23 protein-coding genes are annotated in these 21,271 nt (G+C 69.7%); 14 read left to right on the top strand and 9 right to left on the bottom strand.

Annotated features, from left to right (window positions below; genetic code table 11):
• The first annotated feature begins 88 nt into the window (after nucleotides 1-88).
• Nucleotides 89-1,051, top strand: coding sequence for a trypsin-like serine peptidase (locus ACIPK3_RS22735; RefSeq protein ID WP_402572255.1), 963 nt, complete (start codon nucleotides 89-91; stop codon nucleotides 1,049-1,051).
• A gap of 75 nt (nucleotides 1,052-1,126) precedes the next feature.
• Here the strand turns inward: ACIPK3_RS22735 and ACIPK3_RS22740 are convergent, their stop codons facing one another.
• Entirely contained in the window at nucleotides 1,127-1,849 is a 723-nt protein-coding gene (locus ACIPK3_RS22740; protein WP_402572257.1) for a dienelactone hydrolase family protein, read from the bottom strand.
• Between the two features lie 515 nt (nucleotides 1,850-2,364).
• Here ACIPK3_RS22740 and ACIPK3_RS22745 point away from each other — a divergent pair.
• Nucleotides 2,365-3,915: a carboxylesterase/lipase family protein gene (locus ACIPK3_RS22745; RefSeq protein ID WP_402572259.1), complete on the top strand. Its 1,551-nt coding sequence runs from the start codon at nucleotides 2,365-2,367 to the stop codon at nucleotides 3,913-3,915.
• 99 nt (nucleotides 3,916-4,014) lie between these two features.
• Here the strand turns inward: ACIPK3_RS22745 and ACIPK3_RS22750 are convergent, their stop codons facing one another.
• The gene (locus ACIPK3_RS22750; RefSeq protein ID WP_402572260.1) at nucleotides 4,015-4,416 is read right to left on the bottom strand and encodes a hypothetical protein; all 402 of its coding nucleotides are present in this window, start codon (nucleotides 4,414-4,416) and stop codon (nucleotides 4,015-4,017) included.
• A gap of 167 nt (nucleotides 4,417-4,583) precedes the next feature.
• On the opposite strand from ACIPK3_RS22750, the gene ACIPK3_RS22755 reads away from it, so the two are divergent.
• On the top strand, nucleotides 4,584-5,495 hold the full coding sequence (locus ACIPK3_RS22755; RefSeq protein ID WP_402572261.1) for a LysR family transcriptional regulator: 912 nt from the start codon (nucleotides 4,584-4,586) through the stop codon (nucleotides 5,493-5,495).
• 34 nt (nucleotides 5,496-5,529) lie between these two features.
• On the opposite strand, the gene ACIPK3_RS22760 is transcribed toward ACIPK3_RS22755, so the two are convergent.
• The 5 genes from ACIPK3_RS22760 to ACIPK3_RS22780 form a co-directional block, all read right to left on the bottom strand.
• Entirely contained in the window at nucleotides 5,530-6,948 is a 1,419-nt protein-coding gene (locus tag ACIPK3_RS22760) for a cellulase family glycosylhydrolase (RefSeq protein ID WP_402572263.1), read from the bottom strand.
• A 220-nt stretch (nucleotides 6,949-7,168) separates the two neighbouring features.
• The gene (locus ACIPK3_RS22765; RefSeq protein WP_402572264.1) at nucleotides 7,169-8,701 is read right to left on the bottom strand and encodes a PepSY-associated TM helix domain-containing protein; all 1,533 of its coding nucleotides are present in this window, start codon (nucleotides 8,699-8,701) and stop codon (nucleotides 7,169-7,171) included.
• Nucleotides 8,702-8,902: 201 nt separating this feature from the next.
• Nucleotides 8,903-9,502 (bottom strand): hypothetical protein, encoded by a 600-nt coding sequence (locus ACIPK3_RS22770; RefSeq protein WP_402572266.1) that lies wholly within the window; start codon nucleotides 9,500-9,502, stop codon nucleotides 8,903-8,905.
• Between the two features lie 65 nt (nucleotides 9,503-9,567).
• Nucleotides 9,568-9,936 carry a low affinity iron permease family protein gene (locus ACIPK3_RS22775; RefSeq protein WP_402572268.1) on the bottom strand — a complete coding sequence of 123 codons (369 nt, stop codon included), beginning with the start codon at nucleotides 9,934-9,936 and terminating at the stop codon, nucleotides 9,568-9,570.
• Nucleotides 9,937-10,076: 140 nt separating this feature from the next.
• Entirely contained in the window at nucleotides 10,077-10,550 is a 474-nt protein-coding gene (locus tag ACIPK3_RS22780; protein WP_402572270.1) for an SRPBCC family protein, read from the bottom strand.
• Nucleotides 10,551-10,801: 251 nt separating this feature from the next.
• Between ACIPK3_RS22780 and ACIPK3_RS22785 the strand changes: the two genes are divergently transcribed.
• The 3 genes from ACIPK3_RS22785 to ACIPK3_RS22795 are packed head-to-tail and all read left to right on the top strand — an operon-like array spanning nucleotide 10,802 to nucleotide 12,748.
• Nucleotides 10,802-11,479, top strand: a complete 678-nt coding sequence (locus tag ACIPK3_RS22785) for a HemK2/MTQ2 family protein methyltransferase (protein WP_402572272.1) — start codon at nucleotides 10,802-10,804, stop codon at nucleotides 11,477-11,479.
• The gene (locus ACIPK3_RS22790) at nucleotides 11,463-11,729 is read left to right on the top strand and encodes a CDGSH iron-sulfur domain-containing protein (protein WP_402572274.1); all 267 of its coding nucleotides are present in this window, start codon (nucleotides 11,463-11,465) and stop codon (nucleotides 11,727-11,729) included. The genes ACIPK3_RS22785 and ACIPK3_RS22790 overlap by 17 nt, the downstream gene beginning before the upstream one ends.
• Nucleotides 11,726-12,748, top strand: a complete 1,023-nt coding sequence (locus ACIPK3_RS22795; RefSeq protein ID WP_402572276.1) for an iron-containing redox enzyme family protein — start codon at nucleotides 11,726-11,728, stop codon at nucleotides 12,746-12,748. The genes ACIPK3_RS22790 and ACIPK3_RS22795 overlap by 4 nt, the downstream gene beginning before the upstream one ends.
• Nucleotides 12,749-12,817: 69 nt before the next feature.
• Here ACIPK3_RS22795 and ACIPK3_RS22800 read toward each other — a convergent pair whose 3' ends face one another.
• Complete coding sequence (locus ACIPK3_RS22800; RefSeq protein ID WP_402572332.1) at nucleotides 12,818-13,555, bottom strand: SDR family oxidoreductase; 738 nt, start codon at nucleotides 13,553-13,555, stop codon at nucleotides 12,818-12,820.
• Between the two features lie 104 nt (nucleotides 13,556-13,659).
• On the opposite strand from ACIPK3_RS22800, the gene ACIPK3_RS22805 reads away from it, so the two are divergent.
• From ACIPK3_RS22805 to crcB (ACIPK3_RS22820), 4 genes are all read left to right on the top strand, one after another.
• A complete protein-coding gene (locus tag ACIPK3_RS22805; protein WP_402572278.1) occupies nucleotides 13,660-14,460 on the top strand; it encodes a helix-turn-helix transcriptional regulator in 801 nt (266 codons plus the stop codon).
• 219 nt (nucleotides 14,461-14,679) lie between these two features.
• Nucleotides 14,680-15,162, top strand: a complete 483-nt coding sequence (crcB, locus tag ACIPK3_RS22810; protein ID WP_402572279.1) for a fluoride efflux transporter CrcB — start codon at nucleotides 14,680-14,682, stop codon at nucleotides 15,160-15,162.
• Nucleotides 15,159-15,518: a DUF190 domain-containing protein gene (locus ACIPK3_RS22815; protein ID WP_402572280.1), complete on the top strand. Its 360-nt coding sequence runs from the start codon at nucleotides 15,159-15,161 to the stop codon at nucleotides 15,516-15,518. Before crcB (ACIPK3_RS22810) ends, ACIPK3_RS22815 begins: the two co-directional genes overlap by 4 nt.
• Nucleotides 15,515-15,883, top strand: a complete 369-nt coding sequence (gene crcB, locus ACIPK3_RS22820; RefSeq protein WP_402572282.1) for a fluoride efflux transporter CrcB — start codon at nucleotides 15,515-15,517, stop codon at nucleotides 15,881-15,883. Before ACIPK3_RS22815 ends, crcB (ACIPK3_RS22820) begins: the two co-directional genes overlap by 4 nt.
• Before the next feature lie 214 nt (nucleotides 15,884-16,097).
• Here the strand turns inward: crcB (ACIPK3_RS22820) and ACIPK3_RS22825 are convergent, their stop codons facing one another.
• Entirely contained in the window at nucleotides 16,098-17,489 is a 1,392-nt protein-coding gene (locus ACIPK3_RS22825; protein ID WP_402572284.1) for an amidohydrolase family protein, read from the bottom strand.
• A gap of 177 nt (nucleotides 17,490-17,666) precedes the next feature.
• Between ACIPK3_RS22825 and ACIPK3_RS22830 the strand changes: the two genes are divergently transcribed.
• From ACIPK3_RS22830 to ACIPK3_RS22845, 4 genes are all read left to right on the top strand, one after another.
• Nucleotides 17,667-18,260: a DUF4291 domain-containing protein gene (locus tag ACIPK3_RS22830; protein WP_402572285.1), complete on the top strand. Its 594-nt coding sequence runs from the start codon at nucleotides 17,667-17,669 to the stop codon at nucleotides 18,258-18,260.
• A gap of 286 nt (nucleotides 18,261-18,546) precedes the next feature.
• Complete coding sequence (locus tag ACIPK3_RS22835; protein WP_402572286.1) at nucleotides 18,547-19,215, top strand: DedA family protein; 669 nt, start codon at nucleotides 18,547-18,549, stop codon at nucleotides 19,213-19,215.
• 223 nt (nucleotides 19,216-19,438) lie between these two features.
• Nucleotides 19,439-20,377, top strand: coding sequence for an ATP-binding cassette domain-containing protein (locus tag ACIPK3_RS22840; RefSeq protein WP_402572288.1), 939 nt, complete (start codon nucleotides 19,439-19,441; stop codon nucleotides 20,375-20,377).
• Complete coding sequence (locus tag ACIPK3_RS22845; RefSeq protein ID WP_402572290.1) at nucleotides 20,374-21,225, top strand: ABC transporter permease; 852 nt, start codon at nucleotides 20,374-20,376, stop codon at nucleotides 21,223-21,225. The genes ACIPK3_RS22840 and ACIPK3_RS22845 overlap by 4 nt, the downstream gene beginning before the upstream one ends.
• Nucleotides 21,226-21,271 lie beyond the last annotated feature (46 nt).

Consider the following 21,271-nt stretch of genomic DNA (forward strand, 5'->3'; position numbering starts at 1 on the left):
GAATTGCGCCCTGTCGTGGGATTCTGCCTCCCGCACGCCGATCCGCACCGTTCTCATCCCCCACCTGCCCCGGCAGAAGGAGACATGCGTGAGACGCCATCGCACAGCCGCAGGCATTCTGTTGGCCGTCGGAGCCCTGTTCACGGGTGGTCTGACGTCAACCGCCGCCGCTGCCTCGTCGCCCGCCCCGGTCGCCGCCCATACAGCTCCGGCCGCCGAGCAGCAGCGGGCCACCGCCTTCTGGACCGCCGACCGGATGCGGGGCGCGACCCCGCTCGACGTGTTGCTCACCCCCGGCGCCACGAAGGCTCTGAGGGCTCCGCGCCCTGAGGCAGCGACGACGACGGTGGCGCCGGCCGCGCCGACTGCCTTCCCTCAGCCGGGCGGCCCCTGGACGGCCGGCGGCGCGGTCGTGAAGACCTCGGGCCGGGTGTTCTTCACTTTCCAGGGCCGCACGGCCTCCTGCACGGGCAACTCGGTGAACAGCCAGAACGGCAGCACCGTTCTCACGGCCGGCCACTGCGTCAAGTACCAGGGCAGCTGGCACACCAACTGGATCTTCGTGCCCGGCTATGACAACGGCCAGGCCCCCTATGGGCAGTGGGCCGCCTCCAAGACGCTGACGACCCCGCAGTGGGACGCCACTCAGGCCATGAACTACGACATCGGTGCCGCGGTCGTCGCCCCGCTGAACGGCCAGAAGCTCACCTCGGTCATCGGCGGCCAGGGCATCCAGTTCAACGGCGCCTACGGCCAGAAGATGTACGCCTTCGGTTTCCCGGCCGCGGCCCCGTACGACGGCACGAAGCTGATCTACTGCAGCGGCAACAGCTCCAAGGACTGGCTGCTGACCCAGGACCACGGCGTCGCCTGCAACATGACGGGCGGCTCCAGCGGCGGCCCCTGGTTCGCCAACTTCGACGAGGCGACCGGGACCGGCCTCCAGGCCTCGGTGAACAGCTTCGGCTACGTCTTCATCCCGAACCGGATGTTCGGACCGTACTTCGGCAATGACGCCAAGACTCTGTACGACAAGGCCCAGACGACCTGACGCCCGCACCGAGGACCGGCGGGGGGTCAAATCCCCCGCCGGTCTTCGGCGTTCAGCCGGTCCGACGGCCCGGCCTCACTTCAGGTGCCGGGCGAAGAACCGGTTCCCGTCGTCCAGTTCGAACCACGGGGTGCCGGTGTGGCCGCCCATGTTGGCGTGCAGTGTCTTCTCCTCGGTGCCGAAGGCGTCGAACAGGTCCAGGGCGCGCTGTCGGGGGTTCCCTTCGTCGTCCCACTGCAGCAGGAGCAGCAGCGGAACAGTGACCTGCCGGGCCTCCTCGCGCTGGGCGCGGGGAACATGGCCCCCGGCGAAGAAACCGGCGGCCGCGATGCGCGGTTCGGCCACCGCCAGCCGAATGCCGACGGCGGTCCACCCCGAGTACCCGACCGGGCCGCCGATCTCGGGCAGCGCGAGGAGGGCGTCCAGGGTGGTCTGCCATTCCGGGACCGCCTTTTCGACCAGCGGCCCGACGAAGGACTCGAAGATCTCGTCAACCGGCTCGCCGGCCCGCATCGCCCGGCGGAGGTCGGCGCGGGCCTGCTCGTCGGCGGCGGAGCGGGGCCGGTCGCCGCACCCGGGTGCGTCGATGGTGGCCACCGCGTAGCCGTACGCCGCGGATTGCCGGGCCCGGGCCACCAGGCGGGCCTCCCGCCTGGGCAGGCCGTTGTTGTGGGCCATGAGGATCAGCGGGACCGGTGCGGCGGATTCAGGCGTCCACAGGGTGCCGGGAATCTCGCCGAGGGTGAATGCGCGTTCGAGGACGCCGTCGTCGAGGCGCTGCTCGGAAGTGAAGTGCACGGTCGTGCCTTTCGGGAGTGCCGGTGCGGCGCTCCCGGACGACCTGTCGTCCGACCGTGACCCCGGAGGGGAGCACCCATGTCGATACTGCGTTCACGGGTACCACCTCCTCGTTCTCTCGCACGGCCTCCGGGAACGTAGCAGTGGTGGCCGTGGTCCGCCAACGGGTTTCACCGGGGCTCCGTGGCCGGATGCCGGGGAGCCACTCACCCCATGAATGGCCGAGGCCGTGTGGTCGGAGTCAAACCGTGTGCTGGTAGGCCGCGTAGGTCAAGTAACCCACGTCTCCGCCCTGGTAGTACGTGGCCTCGTCGGCGGGGGCGACTGGAGCGCGGGCACACCGTAAGCAGCCGGTGACGCCAGAACGACACCAATCATCGCATTAGGCAATGAATCGTTACTGCATGTGACGCATCCGATAGATCTGCGGTGCCCTGGCCTGTCCACCGGCCCAGGGTCGCCGCACGAGGTGGCCGGCCCTCCTCGGCGCTCCGCAAGCCGGCCCGAGGAGTCAAGTGTCCGAGCAGAATACGGTCGAGGCCGAGACCGCCTACGGCAGGGTTTCCGGACTGGCCGGAGACGACTGTGTCCGCTTCCTGGGCATCCCCTACGCTGCCGCGCCCGCGGGTGACCTCCTGTTCGCCGCTCCCGTGCCGCCGCAGCCGTGGCCGGGTGTACGCGCCGCCCACAGCCTGGGCCCGACTGCGCCCAAGCCGCCGTTGGGCGGCCGGCTGGGTGAGATCACCTCCGACCCGGACATCGAGGGCGAGGAGTGGCTGAACCTGAACGTCTGGACGCCCGACCCCGCCGGGTCCGGGCTGCCGGTCCTGGTGTGGATCCACGGCGGCGGATTCACCACCGGTTCCTCGGCCGTGCCCAGCTACGACGGCACCACCTTCGCCCGCGACGGTCTCGTGTGCGTGAGCTTCAACTACCGCCTCGGCGTGTACGGCTTCGGCTACCTGCCCGACGCACCCGCACCCGCCAACCGCGGCCTTCTCGACCAGATCGCCGCACTGACCTGGGTACGCGAGAACATCGCCAACTTCGGCGGCGACCCGGACAACATCACCGTCGCCGGGGAGTCCGCCGGCGCGATGAGCGTCCTCGCGCTGCTCTCCCGCGAGGACGGCCTGTTCCACAGGGCGATCGTCCAGAGCGGCACCGCCCATCTCGGCCAGACGCCCGCCGACGCGGCCAAGGTCCTCGCGGCCGTCGCCGACGAACTCGGCGTCGAGCCCACGGTCGAAGCCCTGGCCGGCGTCGACACCGAGGAACTGCTCAAGGCGCAGAACGACATCAGCGCCGAGGTCAGCCAGAGCCCGGACACCGCCAAGTACGGCGCGAGCACCATGGCTTCCTGCGGCATGTCGTTCATGCCCGTCGTCGACGGCGACGTGCTGCCCCGGCGCCCCATCGACGCCATCGCCGACGGAGCGGGCAGCGACGTCCCTCTGCTGATGGGCACCACCACCGAGGAGTTCCGCCTCTTCGTGGTCACCACCATCCTGGTCGGCTGGAACCTTCCCATCCTGTACGACAAGCACCTGAAGGCCTACAGCGTCCCTGACGGCTCGTGGGACGAGTACAAGAAGGGCGACTCCAGCACCTATCCCCGCAACGCCGCCACCGGCGTGGCATGCGCGCTGCTGAGCGACCGCATGTTCCGCATCCCCACCTACCGCGTCGCCGAGGCCCGCATCGCCAACAGCGCCGCCCCCACCCACCTGTACGAATTCGGCTGGCGCTCCCCCGTCACCCCCAACAACGTGCAGGTCAAGATCGGCGCCTGCCACAGCGTCGACCTGCCCTTCGCCTGGGACACCCTCACCCTGCCCGACAGCCTGAAGCTCACCGGCCCCAACCCGCCCCAGGCCCTGGCGACCGCCCTCCACCGGGCCTGGGCCGACTTCGCCAGGACCGGAGAGGTTTCCTGGGCCGCCTACGACACCGTCAAGCGCCCCGTCATGACCTACGCCCGTGACAACACCGCCACCAACGCGGTCGTCGAAGACCCCCGCGAGACCGAACGCGAATGGTGGGACGGCCACCCCGCCACCAACTGACCCGGAACACACCACAGCAGACCGGTGGCCCCGGCCGGCCCGAGGGCCTGCCGGGGCCGGCAGAGGGTGCGCCCCATCAGAGGGGCACCGCACGTGGGGTCAGTCGTAATAGTGGACCCGAATCATTTCAGGATCGTCCTCGGTCCCGATGTAGAGCTCCGCGCGGTCGTTGTCCCCGTCGACATAGTCGTCGAGGTTGTGGAACACCCAGCAGCCGGGGCCCTCGACCGATGTGACCAGCTTCGGGTCGTGGACCTCCTTGTCTTCCTCGTACAGGTTGTAGAAGTCGTGCTTTGCATTACTGGAAGTGGTGGTGATGCATGCCTTGAAGTCACCGCCGCCGGAGTTCACCGTTTTGGTCCGGTACTGACTCTGGTAATAGACGCCGTGGGAGCCCAGGTCGTCCCATCCACTGCTGGCCTGAGCTGCCTGTGTGAACGACGCCGAGAACAACGCGACCGCTGCCACCGCGATGGCCGGTGCCTTACGTCGATTGAGCAACTTCAATTTTCCGTCTCCCCGTCAATGTACGTTGCGCGCCTTGCAGTTGCACACACCTCCACCCTCTCAAAGGGGCCGGACGTTTGTCCAACGCGGAGAGCGGCCACCCCTGTTCGCCCTTTCTGACCTGCGACAAGTGAATTCTTTTCACTTGTAGAGTTACTTTCATGCAACTGGATCTGAATCTGCTCACGGCCCTGGACGCGCTGCTGGAAGAGGGCAGCGTCGCCGGTGCCGCGGCCCGCCTTCACGTCACCGCACCGGCGATGAGCCGCTCCCTGGGGCGTATCCGCAAGGCCACCGGCGACCAGATCCTGGTCCGCACCGGCCGCAGCATGGTTCCCACCACCCGCGCGCTGGCCATGCACGCCCCGGTCCACGCCCTCGTGCAGCAGGCCCACCGCCTTCTGTCCGCGCAGCAGGAACTCGATCTGGCAGCTCTGGACCGGGTGTTCACCGTGCGCTGGCACGACGCCCTGACCACTGCCTGCGGCACCGCCCTGACCACGGCAGTCCACCGTCAGGCCCCCGGCGTCCGGCTGCGCCTGTCCGCCGAACCCGGGTCGGACGACGCCGAGTTGCGCCGGGGTGAGGTCGATCTCGCATCCGGCTCCAGTGAGCCGGCACTCCCCGACATCCGCCGCCGCCTCCTCGGCAGGGACCGGCTGGTCGTCGCCGTCCGGCCGGGCCACCCGCTGGCCGAGGGCCCGCTGAGCCCTGAGCGTTACGCGGCCGCCCAACACCTCACCGTTTCGCGGCGCGGAAGCTTGCGCGACCCGATCGACGACGCCCTGACCACGCGCGGCCTCGAACGACGCGTCGTCGCCGCCGGGCCCACCGCCGCCTTCGCGCTACAACTCGCGCTCGGCAGCGACCTGGTGGTCACCCTTCCCGATGCGGTCACCCGCGCGGCCCGGGACCAACTCGGCCTGCTCACACTGCCGCTGCCGCTCCCGTTGCCCGACGTCCCCTTGTACCTGCTGTGGCACCAGCGCTACGACGACGACCGCGCCCACACGTGGCTGCGCGACCTGGCCACCGAGACCGTCCAGGCGCTCTTCGCACCACCCAACGCCTGATCATGGCAGGTGGGACCGCACGTCCCCCGGGGGGTCACTTCGGGCTGATGGTGACCGTGTAGGTGGCTCCGGCCCTGCCGTGGGTGCTCACGGTCACGGACTGGCCGTGGTCGTTCCAACGAGCCTTGTGGCCTTGGACATCGACGCGGTAGCCGTCCGGGTAGGCGTCCTTGGGCACCGTGATCCTGGTGGGCCCCTCTGCGTTGTCGCGGGTGCGGAAGGTGAGCGTGTAGGTGCGCGCAGCCGGGTCGTACGCGAACCTGAGCGGGTCGCCCGCGACGGCCCGCGCGTAGGGCTGGACGAGCAGTTGGGCATTGGGTTTCGGGGCGCCCGTCTCGTCGAGGAAGCAGTAGCCGCCGCCCCGGCACCACTGCCACCACGTCCAGCCGCTGGAGAACCGGTCCATGGAGGCTGTCATGTCGGTGACGAACTGACCCGCGTGCGGAACGTAGGGGTTGCCGCCCCACTCCCCCACGATCACCGGCATGTGGTTGCGGGTCGGGTAGTCGCTGATCGCGGCCTCGTAGGCGGGGATGAAGGTGCCGTCGGGGTCGTAGTCGGCGCCGGTTTCCATCGCGGTCTCGTAGAAGTGCGGCGCGTAGCCGGCGTGCGGGTCGTCGATGTGGCCCATCCGGGTGGGGACGCCGACGCCGACGATGACGGTGGGTTCGACGAAGACCCACGACCTGCGGTCGACCAGGCGGATCGCCCGGGCAAGGCGGTTCCACAGCTCGGTGAGTTCGGTGGCCTCGAAGCGGGCCGCGGCGGCGGGGAGGTCTTCACCTTCGAGGAACTTCGCGAAGGGCTCGTTCATCAGGTCGTAGCCGAGCAGCGCCGGGTGCCTGCCCAGAGCCGCGGCGACCGTCATCCACATGCGAGCGTGCGCGGCGCGGAGGTCGGCGTCCTTGTACAGGTGGTCGAAGGCGGTCTGTACGGACGGCTCGAAGTACTCGGAGAACCAGTCCTCGGGTATCGGCGTGAACGGCAACCCCTCGTCGCGGGTGGCCCAGTCGGGGGCACCGCGGGAGCCGAAGTGGGGTCCGTACACGTCCTGGTGGGCGTCGAGGACGACCTTGACGTGGTAGCGGTCGGCCCAGTCGAGGATGCGGCGCATCTTGGTGAGGTAGCCGCGGTCGTAGTGACCGGGGACGGGTTCGAGGTCGTCCCAGAAGAACGCGAGGCGCGCGAGGTTGAAGCCCCGCGCGGCCATGTCCTTGAGGTCGCTCTCGTGGATGTCGGCGAACGCGTTGGCGCCTCGGCTGCTCTTGTCGGCGAGGTTGAAGCCGCGCCACTGGAGCGCTCGGCCCTGGCCGTCGGCGATAAAGGTGCGGTCGCCGACCGTGATCCGGTCGGGGGCACGGTCGGGGTGGGCCTGGGCCTGAGCGGGGAGGACGCCGAACAGGACAGCGGCGACGGCGAGAACGGCGGGGGCGACGCGGGAGGTCGAACGCATCCAGGAGACCCCTTCGAGGGCGGCTGCTCGGGCAGCAGGTGTCTGGCCGGTCGGATGCTACTGGCGGACGGGTCAAGTTCACAGAAGCGCGCGGGAGTTGCCCGGGATTCCGGCGAGCGGGCACGGACTCGGGTCAGCCGCCCTTCCCTCACCCGCCACCAGCGCCCGCGTTGTCCGGTGCCGGGGAGGACGCACGGTGGCACGCCGTCCCCGGCTCGTTTCAGGCGTGTCGGCGCCGCTGTACGACCCCGGTCAGCACGTCCATGACCAGGAAGCCGAGCAGGGTGACTCCCAGCACCGGAAGGGCCCAGCCCAGGGCGATGGTGGCCGGGATCCCCAGGAGGAGAACGGGCAGCGGGAGCTGACGCCACACACCGCGCGCCGGAGCCCTGCCGAACGCGGCGCGGCGGTCGCCGCGGGTCGGACGGCGCAGCCACCACATGCGGTAGCCCCACGTCAGGCCGAGGATGAGGCCGATGGCGACGAGGGCCAGCGCGATCTGGTTGGCGATGCCGAACAGGACCCCCATGTGTGCCGCGACACCGAGCTTGGAGAGCTTGGCCAGCAGCGGGTAGTCCGACCACTTGTTGTGCGCGGTGACGTCGCCGGTGCGCGTGTCCACGGCCATCTGGTCGAGGTGGACCGGCCACACCCGGTCGTCCTGGGCCACCGACCACGCGTTGCCCGGCTCGGCGGGCGGCGTGAGGGTCAGCGAGCCGCCGAGACCGGCGTCCCTGGCCGCGGCCAGGGAGACGTCGAAGCCGGACGCCTCGCCGTGACCGGCTTCATGCGCCGTGCCGTGCCCCGTGTGCTCTCCACCGGCTTTCGCGGAGCCACCGTTCGGCTCCTTCGAATCCAGTGAGGTGTCCAGCGCGGGAGCGTGCGCGTGGACGGCGTCGAGGAGTGAGCCGAAGCGCTCTCCGGCGTAGTGGGACCAGGTCAGCCCGGTCGCGCTCAGTCCGAGCAGGCCGACGGACAGCCACACGCCGGTGACGGCGTGCCAGCTGCGGGTGCGTCGGACGCCGCGTGCGGAACGATCCGGGACGAGCACCCCGCGCATGGTCCTGGCGCGCTGCCCGCGGGCACGGCCCAGCCACAGTGCCAGGCCGCCGAGGACGAGAACCCACAGCCAGCTGGCCGCCACTTCCGAGTACAGGCGGCCGGTCTCGCCCAGGTGCAGGTTGCGGTGCAGGTCATCGAACCAGGTCGTCAGCGGGGTCTCGTCGAACCAGGTGGTCAGGTCGCCCTTGACCTCGTTCGTGTAGGGGTCGACGAAGACCGTGCGCTGCCTGTCGTTCTCCAGCCCCGGGACGTTCAGCACCACCCGGGTGGTGTCCTCGGCCGTGGGCGGGGTGACGACGTAGGCGAGCGAGCCTTCGGAGTAGGCGGCGCGGGCGGCCGCGACCTGGTCCGCCAGTGGGTGCGGCTGCCCGACCACTCTCGCCACGTGCAGCTTGTCGCCGTAGACGAGTTGGTCGAGTTGCGGGGTGAGCGTGTAGGCGAGTCCGGTCAGGGCAGCGAGGAAGAGGAACGGGGCGACGAATACGCCCGCGTAGAAGTGCAGTCGCCGAAGCAGCGCCCACACACCCTGACGGGACCGGGACGAGCCGCTGTCCTCGGCGGGTGTCGGCGTGGGGGCTTCTTCGGTCGAAGTCGAAGCCGATGTCGAGGCCGAGGTCGATGTCGCGGTCGCCGTGGGCGGGAGCGAATCGTCGGGTGTGGACTGGTGCGGTTCTTCAGGTATCGCGGACATGCGAGAACTCCCGGGGTGCGCCAGTCAGCACAGGCTGGGTTCAGCACAGGCTGGGTGTGGCGCGTGGGCGAGGTCTGGTGAACACCGCCGGACGGCGGAGTGGCGCGAACACCGGCCCGAGCCCGCCCCCGTAGGAGCGCACACACGTCATCGCCGCACGGCGCGTTCCGCTGCCGTGCACGAGCGATGCGAGAGATCAGGTCAGGCCGGAGCCGGCCCGGGAGGACCGCGCCGCGGTCGGCAGCGCGCGAGCACGACGCCATGCGGAATCGGCACGACCAGCGCGCCGCGCGGGCGCAGGCGCGGCCGCGACACCGGCACCAGGACCGGAGCGACCCAGAACAACAAGGTCGGGACGACGAGGGCAGCAAGCCGCCTGAGCACTCGTTCCCCGTGGACGAGGCAGACGGAGACTCCCAGAGCGGCCAGCCCGTGCGCCACGGTCATACCCGCGGGCATCGACTGGCCTCCGTCGTGGCCGCCCATGTCCATGTGCGGGTCCATGCCGCTCATGTCCATGTGCACGCCCATCGAGCCCGGCGCCGCGGAAGGTGCCATCACGGGCATCGAGGCATAGTGAAGGACGATGTGCAGGACGAACTGGGCGGCGCCCATCGTGAGCACGGTGACATCGAAGCGGCGCCGCGGACCGGACAGTCCCGCCCCGATCGCCGCCAGCACCGCGAACGCCGCCGCGAGCCAGCCGATCCCCGGAAGCCGGGCACCTGCCAGGACATGGCTGGTGCCACCGAGCATCAGGGAGGACATGGCGCACAGCAGGCCGCCGTACGCCCGCCTCACGGCCCTCCCTGTTTCGTGCACCCCGACAACCTACCCGTGCGGCGTGCGCCCCCAACCGAGGGCCCTCAGATCTCCTCTTCCATCCGGATGGCGGCCCTGAGGTCCTCGTGCGCCTTGCCCGGTTCGCCCTCCTGCGCCTCGAGCAGCGCGGCGGCGATGGCGTCCAGCTTGCGCTGGACGGCGCGCTCGGCGCGGAGTTCCGAGTTCTTCAGCAGCGCGAGCAGGAGAAGTGTCACGGCCGTCATGCAGTCCCCGACGAACACCTGCCACTCCGTGCCCAGATGGAGGAAATGGACAATCACCATGCATCCGACCAGTGCCAGGCAGAACGCGAAGAACAGGGGGGAGCTGGTGAACCTCGACGCACTCCCCGCCAGACGTTCGAACCTCTGGCGCTGGTCGCCGCCCCGGTCTGCGGGGTGCTGAAAGGTCATCGGGCACCACTCTTCCACCTTGCTGTCTGTGTCACTGTCTGTATCGGGTCCCCGCTTGGGTTTCGGACGAAACGAGCCGGAAGATGACGCAGGCCGGCCCGAGTGGCTCGGGCCGGCCCCATGTCGCCATTCGCGTCCCGTCAGAGCGGCGAGCCGGCGTCTCCGGGCCGGATGCGGCCGCGCCAGCCCGTGCTGCCGCCGTTGGTCTCGACGTAGTCCTTGAATCGGCGCAGGTCGCCCTTGACCCGCCGGTCGATCACGCCCAGCGCGTCCGCGCCCTTCTCGACGACGCCGGTGGGCTCGATCTCCATCGTGAGTTCCACGCGTGTGTGCGTGTCGTCGATCTGCTCGAACCGTACGGAACCGCGCTGCTGGGTGTCGCCTGCCACGGACCGCCAGGTGATCCTGTCGTCGGGCAGTTGGTCGACGATCTCCGTGTCGAACTCGCGTCGCACCCCGCCGATGCTGGTGGTCCAGTGATTGTGCCGGTCGTCCAGCTGCCTGACCTCCTCGACGCCTTCCATGAAGGCGGGAAACTCCGCGAACTGCGTCCACTGGCCGTACGCCACGCGGATCGGTACCTCGACATCGACGGCTTCCTTGACCGTGCTCATGCATTCCTCCTCGTCAGCTCGACGCCGGGACCAGCCGCCCGGCGCGTGTGTGACGGACCGAGTACCCCACAGCGCGATGGGAACGCATGGCTGTGCGGTGACTGTGCGGTGCGGTGGTGGCGGCATACGGCAGTGGCCGTTGTTATGTGCGCTGCCCGGGGGTACTCGTGGGACGTCGCCGGTTCATCTCCGGCGTGGCATCACCAGGAACAGCACGTCCGGACAGCATGTCCGGAGACGAGGACAGCGCGATGACGATTGATTCTCTCGCCGGTCCGCCCCGGTTCCGCTGCTGGATTCCCCGAGGCGTGTACCCGCCGCAGACGGACTCACATCTTCTGCGGCGGGCGATGCGCCGTGAGGGCCTCGCGAGCGGATCCGACGTCCTGGACCTGTGCACCGGCAGCGGAGTGCTCGCGGTGGAGGCGGCCCGGCTGGGCGGCCGGGTCACCGCAGTGGACATCTCCTGGCGGGCGCTGGCCGCCGCCTGGTGCAACGCCCTGCTCAACGGCCAGACCGTGCGCATACGCCACGGTGACCTGACGTCCGCCGTGCCCGGCCGCCGCTTCGACCTCGTGGTCGCCAACCCGCCCTACGTACCCGCCCCGAGCCCGCCCCCGCCGCGGGGCCGGGCTCTGGCCTGGGATGCCGGATCGGACGGCCGACTGCTGCTCGACCGCATCTGCGACGCCGCACCACGGCTCCTGCGGACGGCGGGAACTCTCCTCCTCGTCCACTCGCACCTGTGCGGTGTCGACATCACCCTGGACCGCCTCGCCCGGGCGGGCCTGCGCGCGGAGATCGTCGACCGGGCCCACCTGCCCTTCGGCCATGTACTGCGCTCGCGGCTCACCTGGCTGCGCGAGTGCGGACTGGTGACCGAGAGCACGACAGAGGAACTGGTGGTGATCCGTGCCGAACACACCTGAGCGGCCTCGCCGCATCCGTGTCCAGCGAGACGGTCCCCTGCTCGTGGAAGGTCCGGTGGAAGTGGTGGGAGAGCACGGTGAGGTGACGGTCTCCGATCGCTTCACCGTCGCCATCTGTACCTGCCGTCGCAGCCGGATCTTCCCGTGGTGCGACACCAGCCACCGCCGGCGCGTGAAGCGGCCCGGCCACGACGGAACGGCAGTGGCAAAGTGCGGGAAAGAGGAAGAGGAAGAGCAGGAGGAGACATGACGGCCGGCCGTCACCGTGGCAGGACCCCATGGCTTCCTTCGACACTGCCCGAGCCACGCGGCCCGTTGTCGTCCGCCGTCCTTGCCGCGCTGAGAGGGGAGGTACTGAAGGTCCCGCCACTGCCCACAGCGTCCTCCGCATACGACGAGGACCTGCAACTGGCTCTCTACATGCTCTACGAACTCCACTACCAGGGCTACGCCGAGGTGCCCGACGAAATGGAGTGGGACACCCAACTCCTCGCCCTCCGCAACGCACTGGAGGACCGCTTCCTCGCTGTCCTGCGCACGGACATGCCGACCGACGAGGGAGAGACGGCCGAGCAGGCTCTGAACGAACTGCAGCTCGAACCGGTCGACGGCGACGAGTGCGGCGTCTCGCACTTCCTCCGCGACACCGGCACCATCGAACAGTTCCGCGAGTACGCGGCGATGCGTTCGCTCTATCACCTCAAGGAGGCGGACCCGCACGCCTGGGTCATCCCGCGGCTGCACGGGCGGGCCAAGGCCGGCATGGTCGCCGTGGAGTTCGACGAGTTCGGGGCCGGCCGGGCGGAGGACATCCACGCCCAGTTGTTCGCCGACCTCATGACCGACCTGGACCTGGACACGGCGTACGGGCACTATGTCGACGCAACACCGACCGAGGCGGTGGCCACGGTCAATCTGATGTCCCTCCTCGGTCTCCACCGCGCACTGCGAGGAGCACTGGTCGGTCACTTCGCCTCCGTCGAGGTGGCCTCGTCCCCCGCCTCGCGCCGACTCGCCGAGGCGCTGCGCCGCGTCGGTGCCGGCCCGGCCGCCGTGCGGTTCTACGCGGAACACGTCGAGGCGGATGCCGTACACGAACAGGTGGTACGCCATGAGGTCGTCGCGGGCCTACTGGAGAGCGAACCGCAGTTGGAGGCCGACGTCGTGTTCGGCATCCACGCGACCGCCCACCTCGAAAGCCGCCTGGCGGCGCGACTGCTGGGAGCGTGGCGGTCCGGGGCCACAGCACTCCGTACACGAACGCATTGAAACAAGGCGGGTCTCCGGGGCCGGCAGCCCCTGTCGGCAGCGTCACCGCCGGTCCGACCCTCGGCGGGGTCAGGTCTGGGCGGTGGGCCGGACGACGATCTCGTTCACGTCGACGGTCGCGGGCTGCTCGATCGCGAACGCGATGGCCTGGGCGATCGCGTCCGGCGGGATCGCTATCCGGTCCCGCATCTCCGTGATCTGTGCGCGGACCTGCGGATTCGTTGATGCCTCGGCGAAGTCGGTGCCTACCGCGCCGGGCGAGACGGTGGTCACCCGCAGGGAATCGCCGGCCTCCTGTCGCAAGCCTTCGCAGATGGCGCGGACCGCGAACTTCGTACCGGCGTAGACCGCCATGGTCGGCACGATGCGAAACGCGGCAGTGGAGGCGACGGTGACGAAGTGGCCCGCGCCCTGGGCCCGGAAGACGGGCAGCGCGGCGCCGATTCCGTGCAGCACACCCTTTACGTTGACGTCGACCATGTGGTCCCACTCGTCGACCCGAAGGTCGTCCAGAGGCGAGATGGTGCCGACCCCCGCGTTGCTGACCAGCACGTCGAGCCGGCCGAATCGCTCTGCGGCCAGCGCGACGAGGGCGTGCAGGTCCTCCCGTCGCGTCACGTCCGTGCGGATCTGCACGGCCGCGCCACCCGACTTCTCGATCCGCGCCACCAGCTCCGCGAGGCGCTCGGACCGGCGCGCCCCCAGGACGAGCCGCGCGCCTCGCTCGGCCAGCAGCAGCGCGGTCGCCTCGCCGATGCCGCTGCTGGCTCCTGTGATCGCCACGACCTTGCCGTCGATTCCCGACACCATGTCTTCCTCTTCCTTCCGCATTACCGTCGGGATCCAGTCTGTGGGGTCTTTAGCCTGGTATCCAGAATGCGTTTATTCTGGAACCAGAGGTACCATCCACCATGCAGACGCAGCCGAACCAGCCCCGTGAGCTGGGCGCCTTCCTTCGCAGCCGCAGAGAGCGGATCACCCCTGACCAGGTCGGGCTGCCCCGCACCGGCCGACGGCGGACCCCGGGCCTGCGCCGGGAGGAACTCGCGCTGCTCGCCGGAATCAGCGCCACCTGGTACACGTACCTTGAGCAGGGCCGGAACATCCGCACCTCGGACCAGGTGCTCGATGCCCTGGCCTCGGCGCTGCAACTCGATCGGTACGAGCGCGGTCACCTTTTTCATCTCGCCGGTCATGCGGCCGCGGCCGAAACCGAGGAACTCGAGCCGCTCGCCGCCGAGGTGGCAGCCGTCCCGCTCCTGCTCCAGCCGAATCCGGCGTACATCATCGGCGGCAACTACGACGTGCTCAGCCACAACCAGGCGGCCGACGAGCTGTTCCCGCGCCTCACCGCGGCTGCGGACCGGCCGCCGAACTTCGCCCGCTGGGTGTTCCTCGATCTTGTGGCCCGAGACGTTCTGGTCGACTGGGAGCCCGAGGCACGCGGCCTGCTGGGCCGGCTGAGGACGCTGTCCGGGCGCCACCTCGGCGACCCGCGATACGCCCGGCTGGTCGACGAGTTGCACGAGGGCAGCCCCGAAGTGCGTGCCTGGTGGCCGCAGTACGACGTGCAGCCTCGGCACGGCGGACGGAAACGGCTGCGGCGACCGGGACACGGAGTGATCGACTTCAACTACACCGCCTTCCACCTGGCCGAACAGCCGGAACAGACACTGGTGATCTACTCCGACGACCGGGAGTCGGCCGCATGACTCCCGACGGGTCTCGCGGGTGTTCCCGACGCGCTGGGGTGCCTCATGCGTCGCCGGCGGGAGCGTGCCGGTATTCTGGAGACGACGGCGGCCCGCACACGGTCGCCGCACGGCGGTGGGGCTCGCCGTACCCGAACCGCGGCATCGGTGCCGCCAACAGTCCCTACTTGCGATGGTGCGCACCCGTGTGTGCGGGTGCCCGGCGAGTAGGAGATGTGTGTGACAACCCCTCGTGACCAGGCCACCGAGCCGATCGACCCGGATGTGGACCTGTCGGTGCCCGCCCGGCGTCGCGAGCTCGGGCGCGGCCAGGCATCGGTCCTGACGGTCGTCGCGCTCGGCGGCGCGATCGGCGCGGCCGCCCGTTACGGGGCCTCCCTGCTGTGGCCCACCGCTCCCGGTGCTTTCCCGTGGACCACCTTGCTGGTCAACACGGTCGGATGTGCGGTGATCGGCGTCTTCATGGTCATCATCACCGAGGTGTGGGCCGCGCACAGGCTGGTGCGCCCGTTCTTCGGCACCGGTGTGCTGGGGGGCTTCACCACGTTTTCCACGTATGCCGTCGACATTCAGACCCTGGTGCAGAGCGGCCATGCGCGCACCGGTCTGGCCTACCTCGCCGCGACGCTGCTTGCCGCACTCACGGCAGTCTGGCTGGCGGCCACGGCGACCCGCCGTCTGATCTCCTGGAGGACGACATGACGCAGCTGCACGGCTCCGCACTCCGCGTGACGATCCTCGTCGGCGACTGCGACACCTTCCACCACAAGCCGCTCTACAGTGAGATCGTCCACCGGGCCCACCAGGCCGGGCTGGCCGGCGCGAGTGTCTTCAAGGGCATCGAGGGCTTCGGCGCCTCCTCTCTGATCCACACCAGCCGCCTGCTGTCGCTGAGCGAGGACCTGCCGGTCGCGATCGTCATCGCCGACGAGGAGGCCCGCATCCGCGCGTTCCTGCCCCAGCTCGACGAACTCGTCACCGAGGGCCTGGTGATCCTCGACAAGTGCGAGGTCATCCGCTACGTCGGGCGCCGCGAGACCAAGGAGGAGGCCCAGTGAACTGGCTGCTGGTGGTGGCCGGCGCAGTGGTGGGCGCGCCGTTGCGCTATCTGACCGACCGCTCCGTTCAGGCCCGCCACGACACGGTCTTCCCCTGGGGAACGTTCGCCGTCAACGTCATCGGCTGCCTGGTCCTCGGACTGCTGTCCGGTGCGGTCACCTTCGGTGCCGCCCCCCGCTCCCTGCAAGTGCTGCTGGGGACCGGCTTCTGCGGGGCGCTGACCACGTACTCCACTTTTTCCTACGAGACGTTGCGCCTGGCCGAGAGCGGGGCGCGGTTCTTCGCCGCTGCCAACGTGGTCGCCAGCGTGGTGGCCGGGCTCGGTGCCGCGTTCGTCGGTGCGGCCCTGGCACAGGCGCTGTAGGCATTCACCGGCAGCCACCCGCTGAGACCTCGAACGGCCATCTCCTGGCCGACCACCGGCAGATCAGCTTGTTTCGACCTACCTCTATATTGACTCCTGCCTATGCGGATGCCAATGTCGACCGTATCGACACTGTCGACACAGACACAGGATCCGACGCCTTCCGCCGACACGTCCCGCCGCTACCTGTTGCCGGATCGCGGCCCGACGCCGCTCAGGCCCTGGCGGACGCGTCGAGGACGTATGCGCGTGAGGCGTGGACTTCGTGCCGCAGGGCGGGCAGGTCGACGTCGAGGACCTGGCCGTTCCACTTGCGTGGTTCGCCGTTGATGAGGACTGCGCTGATGTTGCGGGCGTCGGCGCCCAGGACGAGGGTGCCGATCGGGTCGTTGAGGGGCATGTTGTTGAGGTCTTCGGCCTGGACGACCAGCAGGTCGGCCTTCTTGCCGGGGGTGAGTGAACCGGTCGTGCCGTCCAGGCCGTTGGTGCGGGCACCCTGGACCGTGGCGAAGTCCAGCACGTCGTGGGTGTCGATGCGTTGTGGCTGCCGGTCGGTGCCGTGGACGGTGTTGACCGCGCGCATCCGCTGAATGGCGTGCAGGGTCCGCATCTGCGTGAACATGTCCCCGGCCAGGGCGACTTCGACGTCGATGCTCAGACCGGGGCGGATGCCGGCGGCCAGCGCCTCGTCGACGGCGGGGATCGCGGTCTCCAGACCGATCTGGGCGTCGGACGTGGGAGCCAGCGACACGGTGGCTCCGGTGTCCCCCATCACCTTCCACGCGTCCGGGGTGAGTCCGGTGGCGTGGATGAGAGTGACGTCGGCTCCGAGGATCCCGTCGTCGGCCCAGCGCAGGATGGCTTCGGAAGAGGACGTGCCGAAGACGGCGTCGACACTCACCGCGATGTCCAGATCGGCGGCGACACGGGCGAGTTCGGGACCGTAGGCGAGGGCCGGTCCGGCGATCTCGCCGGTGGCCAGGGACCCCAGGCGCAGCGTGAGCAGCTGGTCGGAGCTGCTGAAGTACCGGTCCTTGATGCGGGCGAGGTCGCCGGGCCACTGCTGGTCCCAGGTACCGAAGTGGGGGCCCATGGATGCGTGGACACCGCGGATGCCTGTGTCGCGCAGGGCCTCGACCGCGGCGTCGGAGTGCTCGGGGCTGCGGGAGTTGTGGGAGAAGTCGAGCATGGTCGTGATGCCGCTGTCGATCGCGGTCAGGGCGGCCAGCCTGGTACCGGTGTACATGTCCTCGGGCCGGTAGACGGTGGCGTAGCCGATCAGCGCGTCCGCGACGTAGCGGCCGAGGTCGTCGACGTCCGGCATGATCCGGCGCAACTGAGCCTGCCAGGCGTGCCGGTGGGTGTCCACGAAGCCGGGCGCGAGGATGGTGCCGGTGGCGTCGACGACAACGGCGTCGCCGGCGTTGAGGCCAGGCCCGACACAGGTGATCGTGTCGCCTTCCACGAGAAGGTCTCCGCGATCGATGACGCCGATGGCGGGATCCATGGTGACGATGGTGGCCCCCTTGAACAGAATCCGCCGCTCACCGAGTGGGTGGCGCCGGATTTGTTCGAGAACCGTGGCGCTGGTCGTTCCTTTGTTCATGGGGATTTTCCGTCCTTCCGTACAGGGCCGGCGAGCGCGGCAGCCATGCCACGAGGTTCGTCGCTCGGCAGGACCGGAACCAGGCCCGCGCGTTTCCGGGTACACGGCACCCAGGAAGCACCCGGCCAGGAGGTAATTCGTTGGCGCGCGCGAAACGGTGCGCCCACCCTGGTCCCCATGACAGAACCCAAACACCGGATCAGAGCGCTGCACACGGACTCGACGGTCACCGTCTACCAGGCGTACACACCGGGGATCGGGCTGCCGGCCGCCCGGGAGGGCCGTTTCCCGGTGACGTGGCAACGGGACCGGATGACATGGATCAAGCCGTCGTTCCTGTGGATGATGTACCGCTGCGGCTGGGGCACCAAAGAGGGGCAGGAGACCGTCCTCGCCGTCGAGATCTCCCGCGAGGGCTTCGAGTGGGCCCTGGAACACGCCTGCCTGTCCCACTACGAGCAGGGGCTCCACACCGACCACGCCTCGTGGAAGCGCCAGTTGAAGCAGGCACCGGCCCGGGTGCAGTGGGACCCCGAACGCGATCTGCACCTTCAGCCGCTTTCCTACCGGTCGCTCCAACTCGGCCTCGCCGGCGAAGCCTCGCGGCGCTACGCCGACGAGTGGACCACCTCCATCACCGACGTCACCCCACTCGCCCACACGATCCACGCGCACGTTCAGGCCGGAGACCTGGACGCCGCACGGCAACTCCTGCCACGGGAACACCCCTACCCGGTGAACGGCGGGATCCTGGCTCACCTGAGCCGGTGAGCCGCTGCGAACGCCCGGGACCACTGCCCTGTCGTCACGGGCACTCCGCAGTCGCTCGCCCCGCGGGGCAGGCCTCCCGCGCGACGCGGCACCACCGCGGCTTTCGGCTATGACGGCGTCGTGCGCGCCCGGCCCACGGGTGGACGTGGAGCGCGCGGGGGATCCTCACTACTCCCCCCGCGATCGTCTACAGTTCCGTAGACCGTCTACGCGATTGTAGACCGTTGGGTGCCGCGCATGCCGGGTGCCGTGCGTCCGGCCTTCCGTCCGGAAAGGACTCCTGCCGATGAACACACCCGTGGTTCTGTCCACGCAGCTCGCGGTGAACCCACTCGACGCGCAGTCGCTCCTTGCCGCCTTCGGCGTGCTGGGAGTGGGCGTGGTCATGTTCGCCGAGACGGGACTGCTGATCGGCTTCTTCCTGCCGGGCGACTCCCTGCTGTTCACAGCGGGCCTGCTGTGCACCGGCACCGGGCAGCACGGCGTACGGCTGTCGCTGGGGCCACTGCTGGTCGCCGCCGCGGTGGGGGCGCTGGCCGGCGCCCAGTGCGGCTATCTGATCGGGCGCCGGGCGGGCGGTGCGCTGCTGGCGCGCAGCCGCTCCGCGCGGCTGCGCGAGGGCGCGAAGAGTGCCGAGGAACTGCTCGACCGCTACGGGCACGCCAAGGCCATCGTCCTGGCCAGGTTCGTGCCGGTGGTGCGGACCGTGCTCAATCCGCTGGCCGGGGCCCTGGGGGTGCCCGTCCGGGTGTTCACCGTGTGGCAGGTTGTCGGTGGTCTGGTGTGGAGCGTCGGCCTGACCCTGGCGGGCTATGCGCTGGGCTCCTCGATCCCGAACGTGGACCGCTATCTGCTGCCGCTGGTCGCGCTGATCGTTCTGGTGTCGCTGCTGCCGCTTGCCGCCGAGCTGTACCGCGGCCGCAGGCGGGCCGACGAGAAGGAGGTCCGTGGCTGACCCTGGCGTTCGACGGGGTGTCGGTCGACGGCTCCGCGGATCGGGTCGGCCGGGCAGCCCCACCATCGCCCCAGGTGACCTGCGCTGATTCGTAGTACCCCGGTACCACCTGCCCTGCGAGCTTCGGTCGCCGGTACCACCGGATCGAGCGGATCACGGACTTAGCGTGGCGGAGGAGGCGTCAGGCGATCTCGGGCGCCGGAGTCCGAAAGAGAGAGCGCGAATGATCGAGTCACAGCAGCTCACCAAGAGGTACGGGGAGAAGACCGCCGTCGACGGTCTGGACTTCACCGTGCGGCCGGGGACGGTGACCGGGTTCCTCGGCCCCAACGGGGCGGGCAAGTCCACGACGATGCGCATGATCGTCGGACTCGACGCGCCGACGAGTGGCTCCGTCACGGTGAACGGCCGCCGCTACGCCCGTCACCAGGCACCGTTGCAGGAAGTCGGAGCCTTGCTGGAGGCGAAGTCGATCCACCCGGGCCGCTCGGCGTACAACCACCTCCGTACGCTCGCGCTGACCCACGGGATTCCGCGCCGCCGGGTCGACGAGGTCGTCGAACTCGCCGGTCTCGGCAGCGTCGCGAAGAAGCGGGCGGGTGCCTTCTCCCTCGGCATGGGCCAGCGGCTCGGCATCGCGGCTGCCATGCTCGGCGATCCGCAGACCGTGATGCTGGACGAGCCGGTCAACGGGCTGGACCCCGAGGGCGTTCTCTGGATCCGCAACCTGCTCACCTCCCTCGCCGCCGAGGGGCGCACGGTGTTCGTCTCCTCGCATCTGATGAGCGAGGTGGCGCTGGTGGCGGACCATCTGATCGTCGTCGGCCGGGGCCGCCTGCTGGCCGACACGACCGTGCGGGACCTGGTGCGCGAGGCCGGCGGCGACAGCGTGACGGTCGCGACGGACGACCCCGCGCGGCTGCGGGACGTGCTGGCCGGGCCGGGTGTCGAGATAGCCGGCCGCGTCGGCGCGGAGGAACTGCGGGTGACCGGGTTGTCGGCCCGCGAGATAGGGCTGACGGCGGCCGAACACGGGATCCCGCTGTTCGAGCTGGCCACGAAGGCCGTTTCGCTGGAGGAGGCGTTCATGGAACTGACCCGCGACGCCGTCGAGTACCACGGCTCGACGACTGGCATCGAGACCTCCGGGAGCGCGGCATGAGCACCCTCACGGCAACACCCGAGTCCCCCGAGACCACTCCGGCCGCTCCCGCCCGGGCCGCCTACCGGGTGACCGGGCGGCGCGTACTGGCCTCGGAGTGGGCCAAGCTCTGGTCCCTGCGCTCCACCTGGATCACTCTCGGGCTCGGCCTGCTGTTCCTCGTCGCCTTCGGCGTCATCGCCGCGAGCCACTACAAGTCGAACGTCGACTCCGGCCGACACCTGGACCGCGACTTCGCCACCGCGACGGCCGCCAGTCTGTCCCTCTTCGGCACGAACTTCGCCCAGCTCGCCCTCGGTGTGCTGGGTGTGTTGGTCACGGCGGGCGAGTACTCCACCGGAATGATCCGCTCGACCCTCGCAGCCGTACCGCGCCGACTGCCCGTGCTGTGGTCCAAGGCAGCGGTGTACGGACTGGTCGCCCTGGTGGTCGCCACCGTCGGCGCGCTCGTCGCCTTCCTCGTCGGCAGCCGGATCGTGTCCGGCACGCCCGCCGCCATGGACCTCGGACACGCCGGTGTCGTACGCAGCCTGCTGGGCGCCGGGCTCTACCTCGGCCTGGTCGGCGTGATCGGCACCGCGCTCGGCGCGCTGCTGCGGTCCGTGGCCGGCGGTATCTCGGTGCTCGTGGCCGCCCTGATGCTCGTACCGGGGCTGATTTCCCTGCTGCCCACCTCGTGGCAGGGTCACATCGCCCCTTACCTTCCCAGCCACGCGGGTGAGTCGTTCTTCGCCTTGACCCATGACTCGACCACCCTGTCCCCCGCTGCCGGACTCCTGGTCTTCCTCGGCTGGACGGCGCTGGCGCTCGCTGGGGCGGCATACCGGCTGCTGCGCAGCGACGTCTGAGCGCGGACACCCGCATCATGGGCTGGTGACCTCCGTGACCACCGAA

The sequence above is a fragment of the Streptomyces sp. NPDC086787 genome (genome assembly GCF_044745865.1).
Lineage (GTDB): Bacteria > Actinomycetota > Actinomycetes > Streptomycetales > Streptomycetaceae > Streptomyces.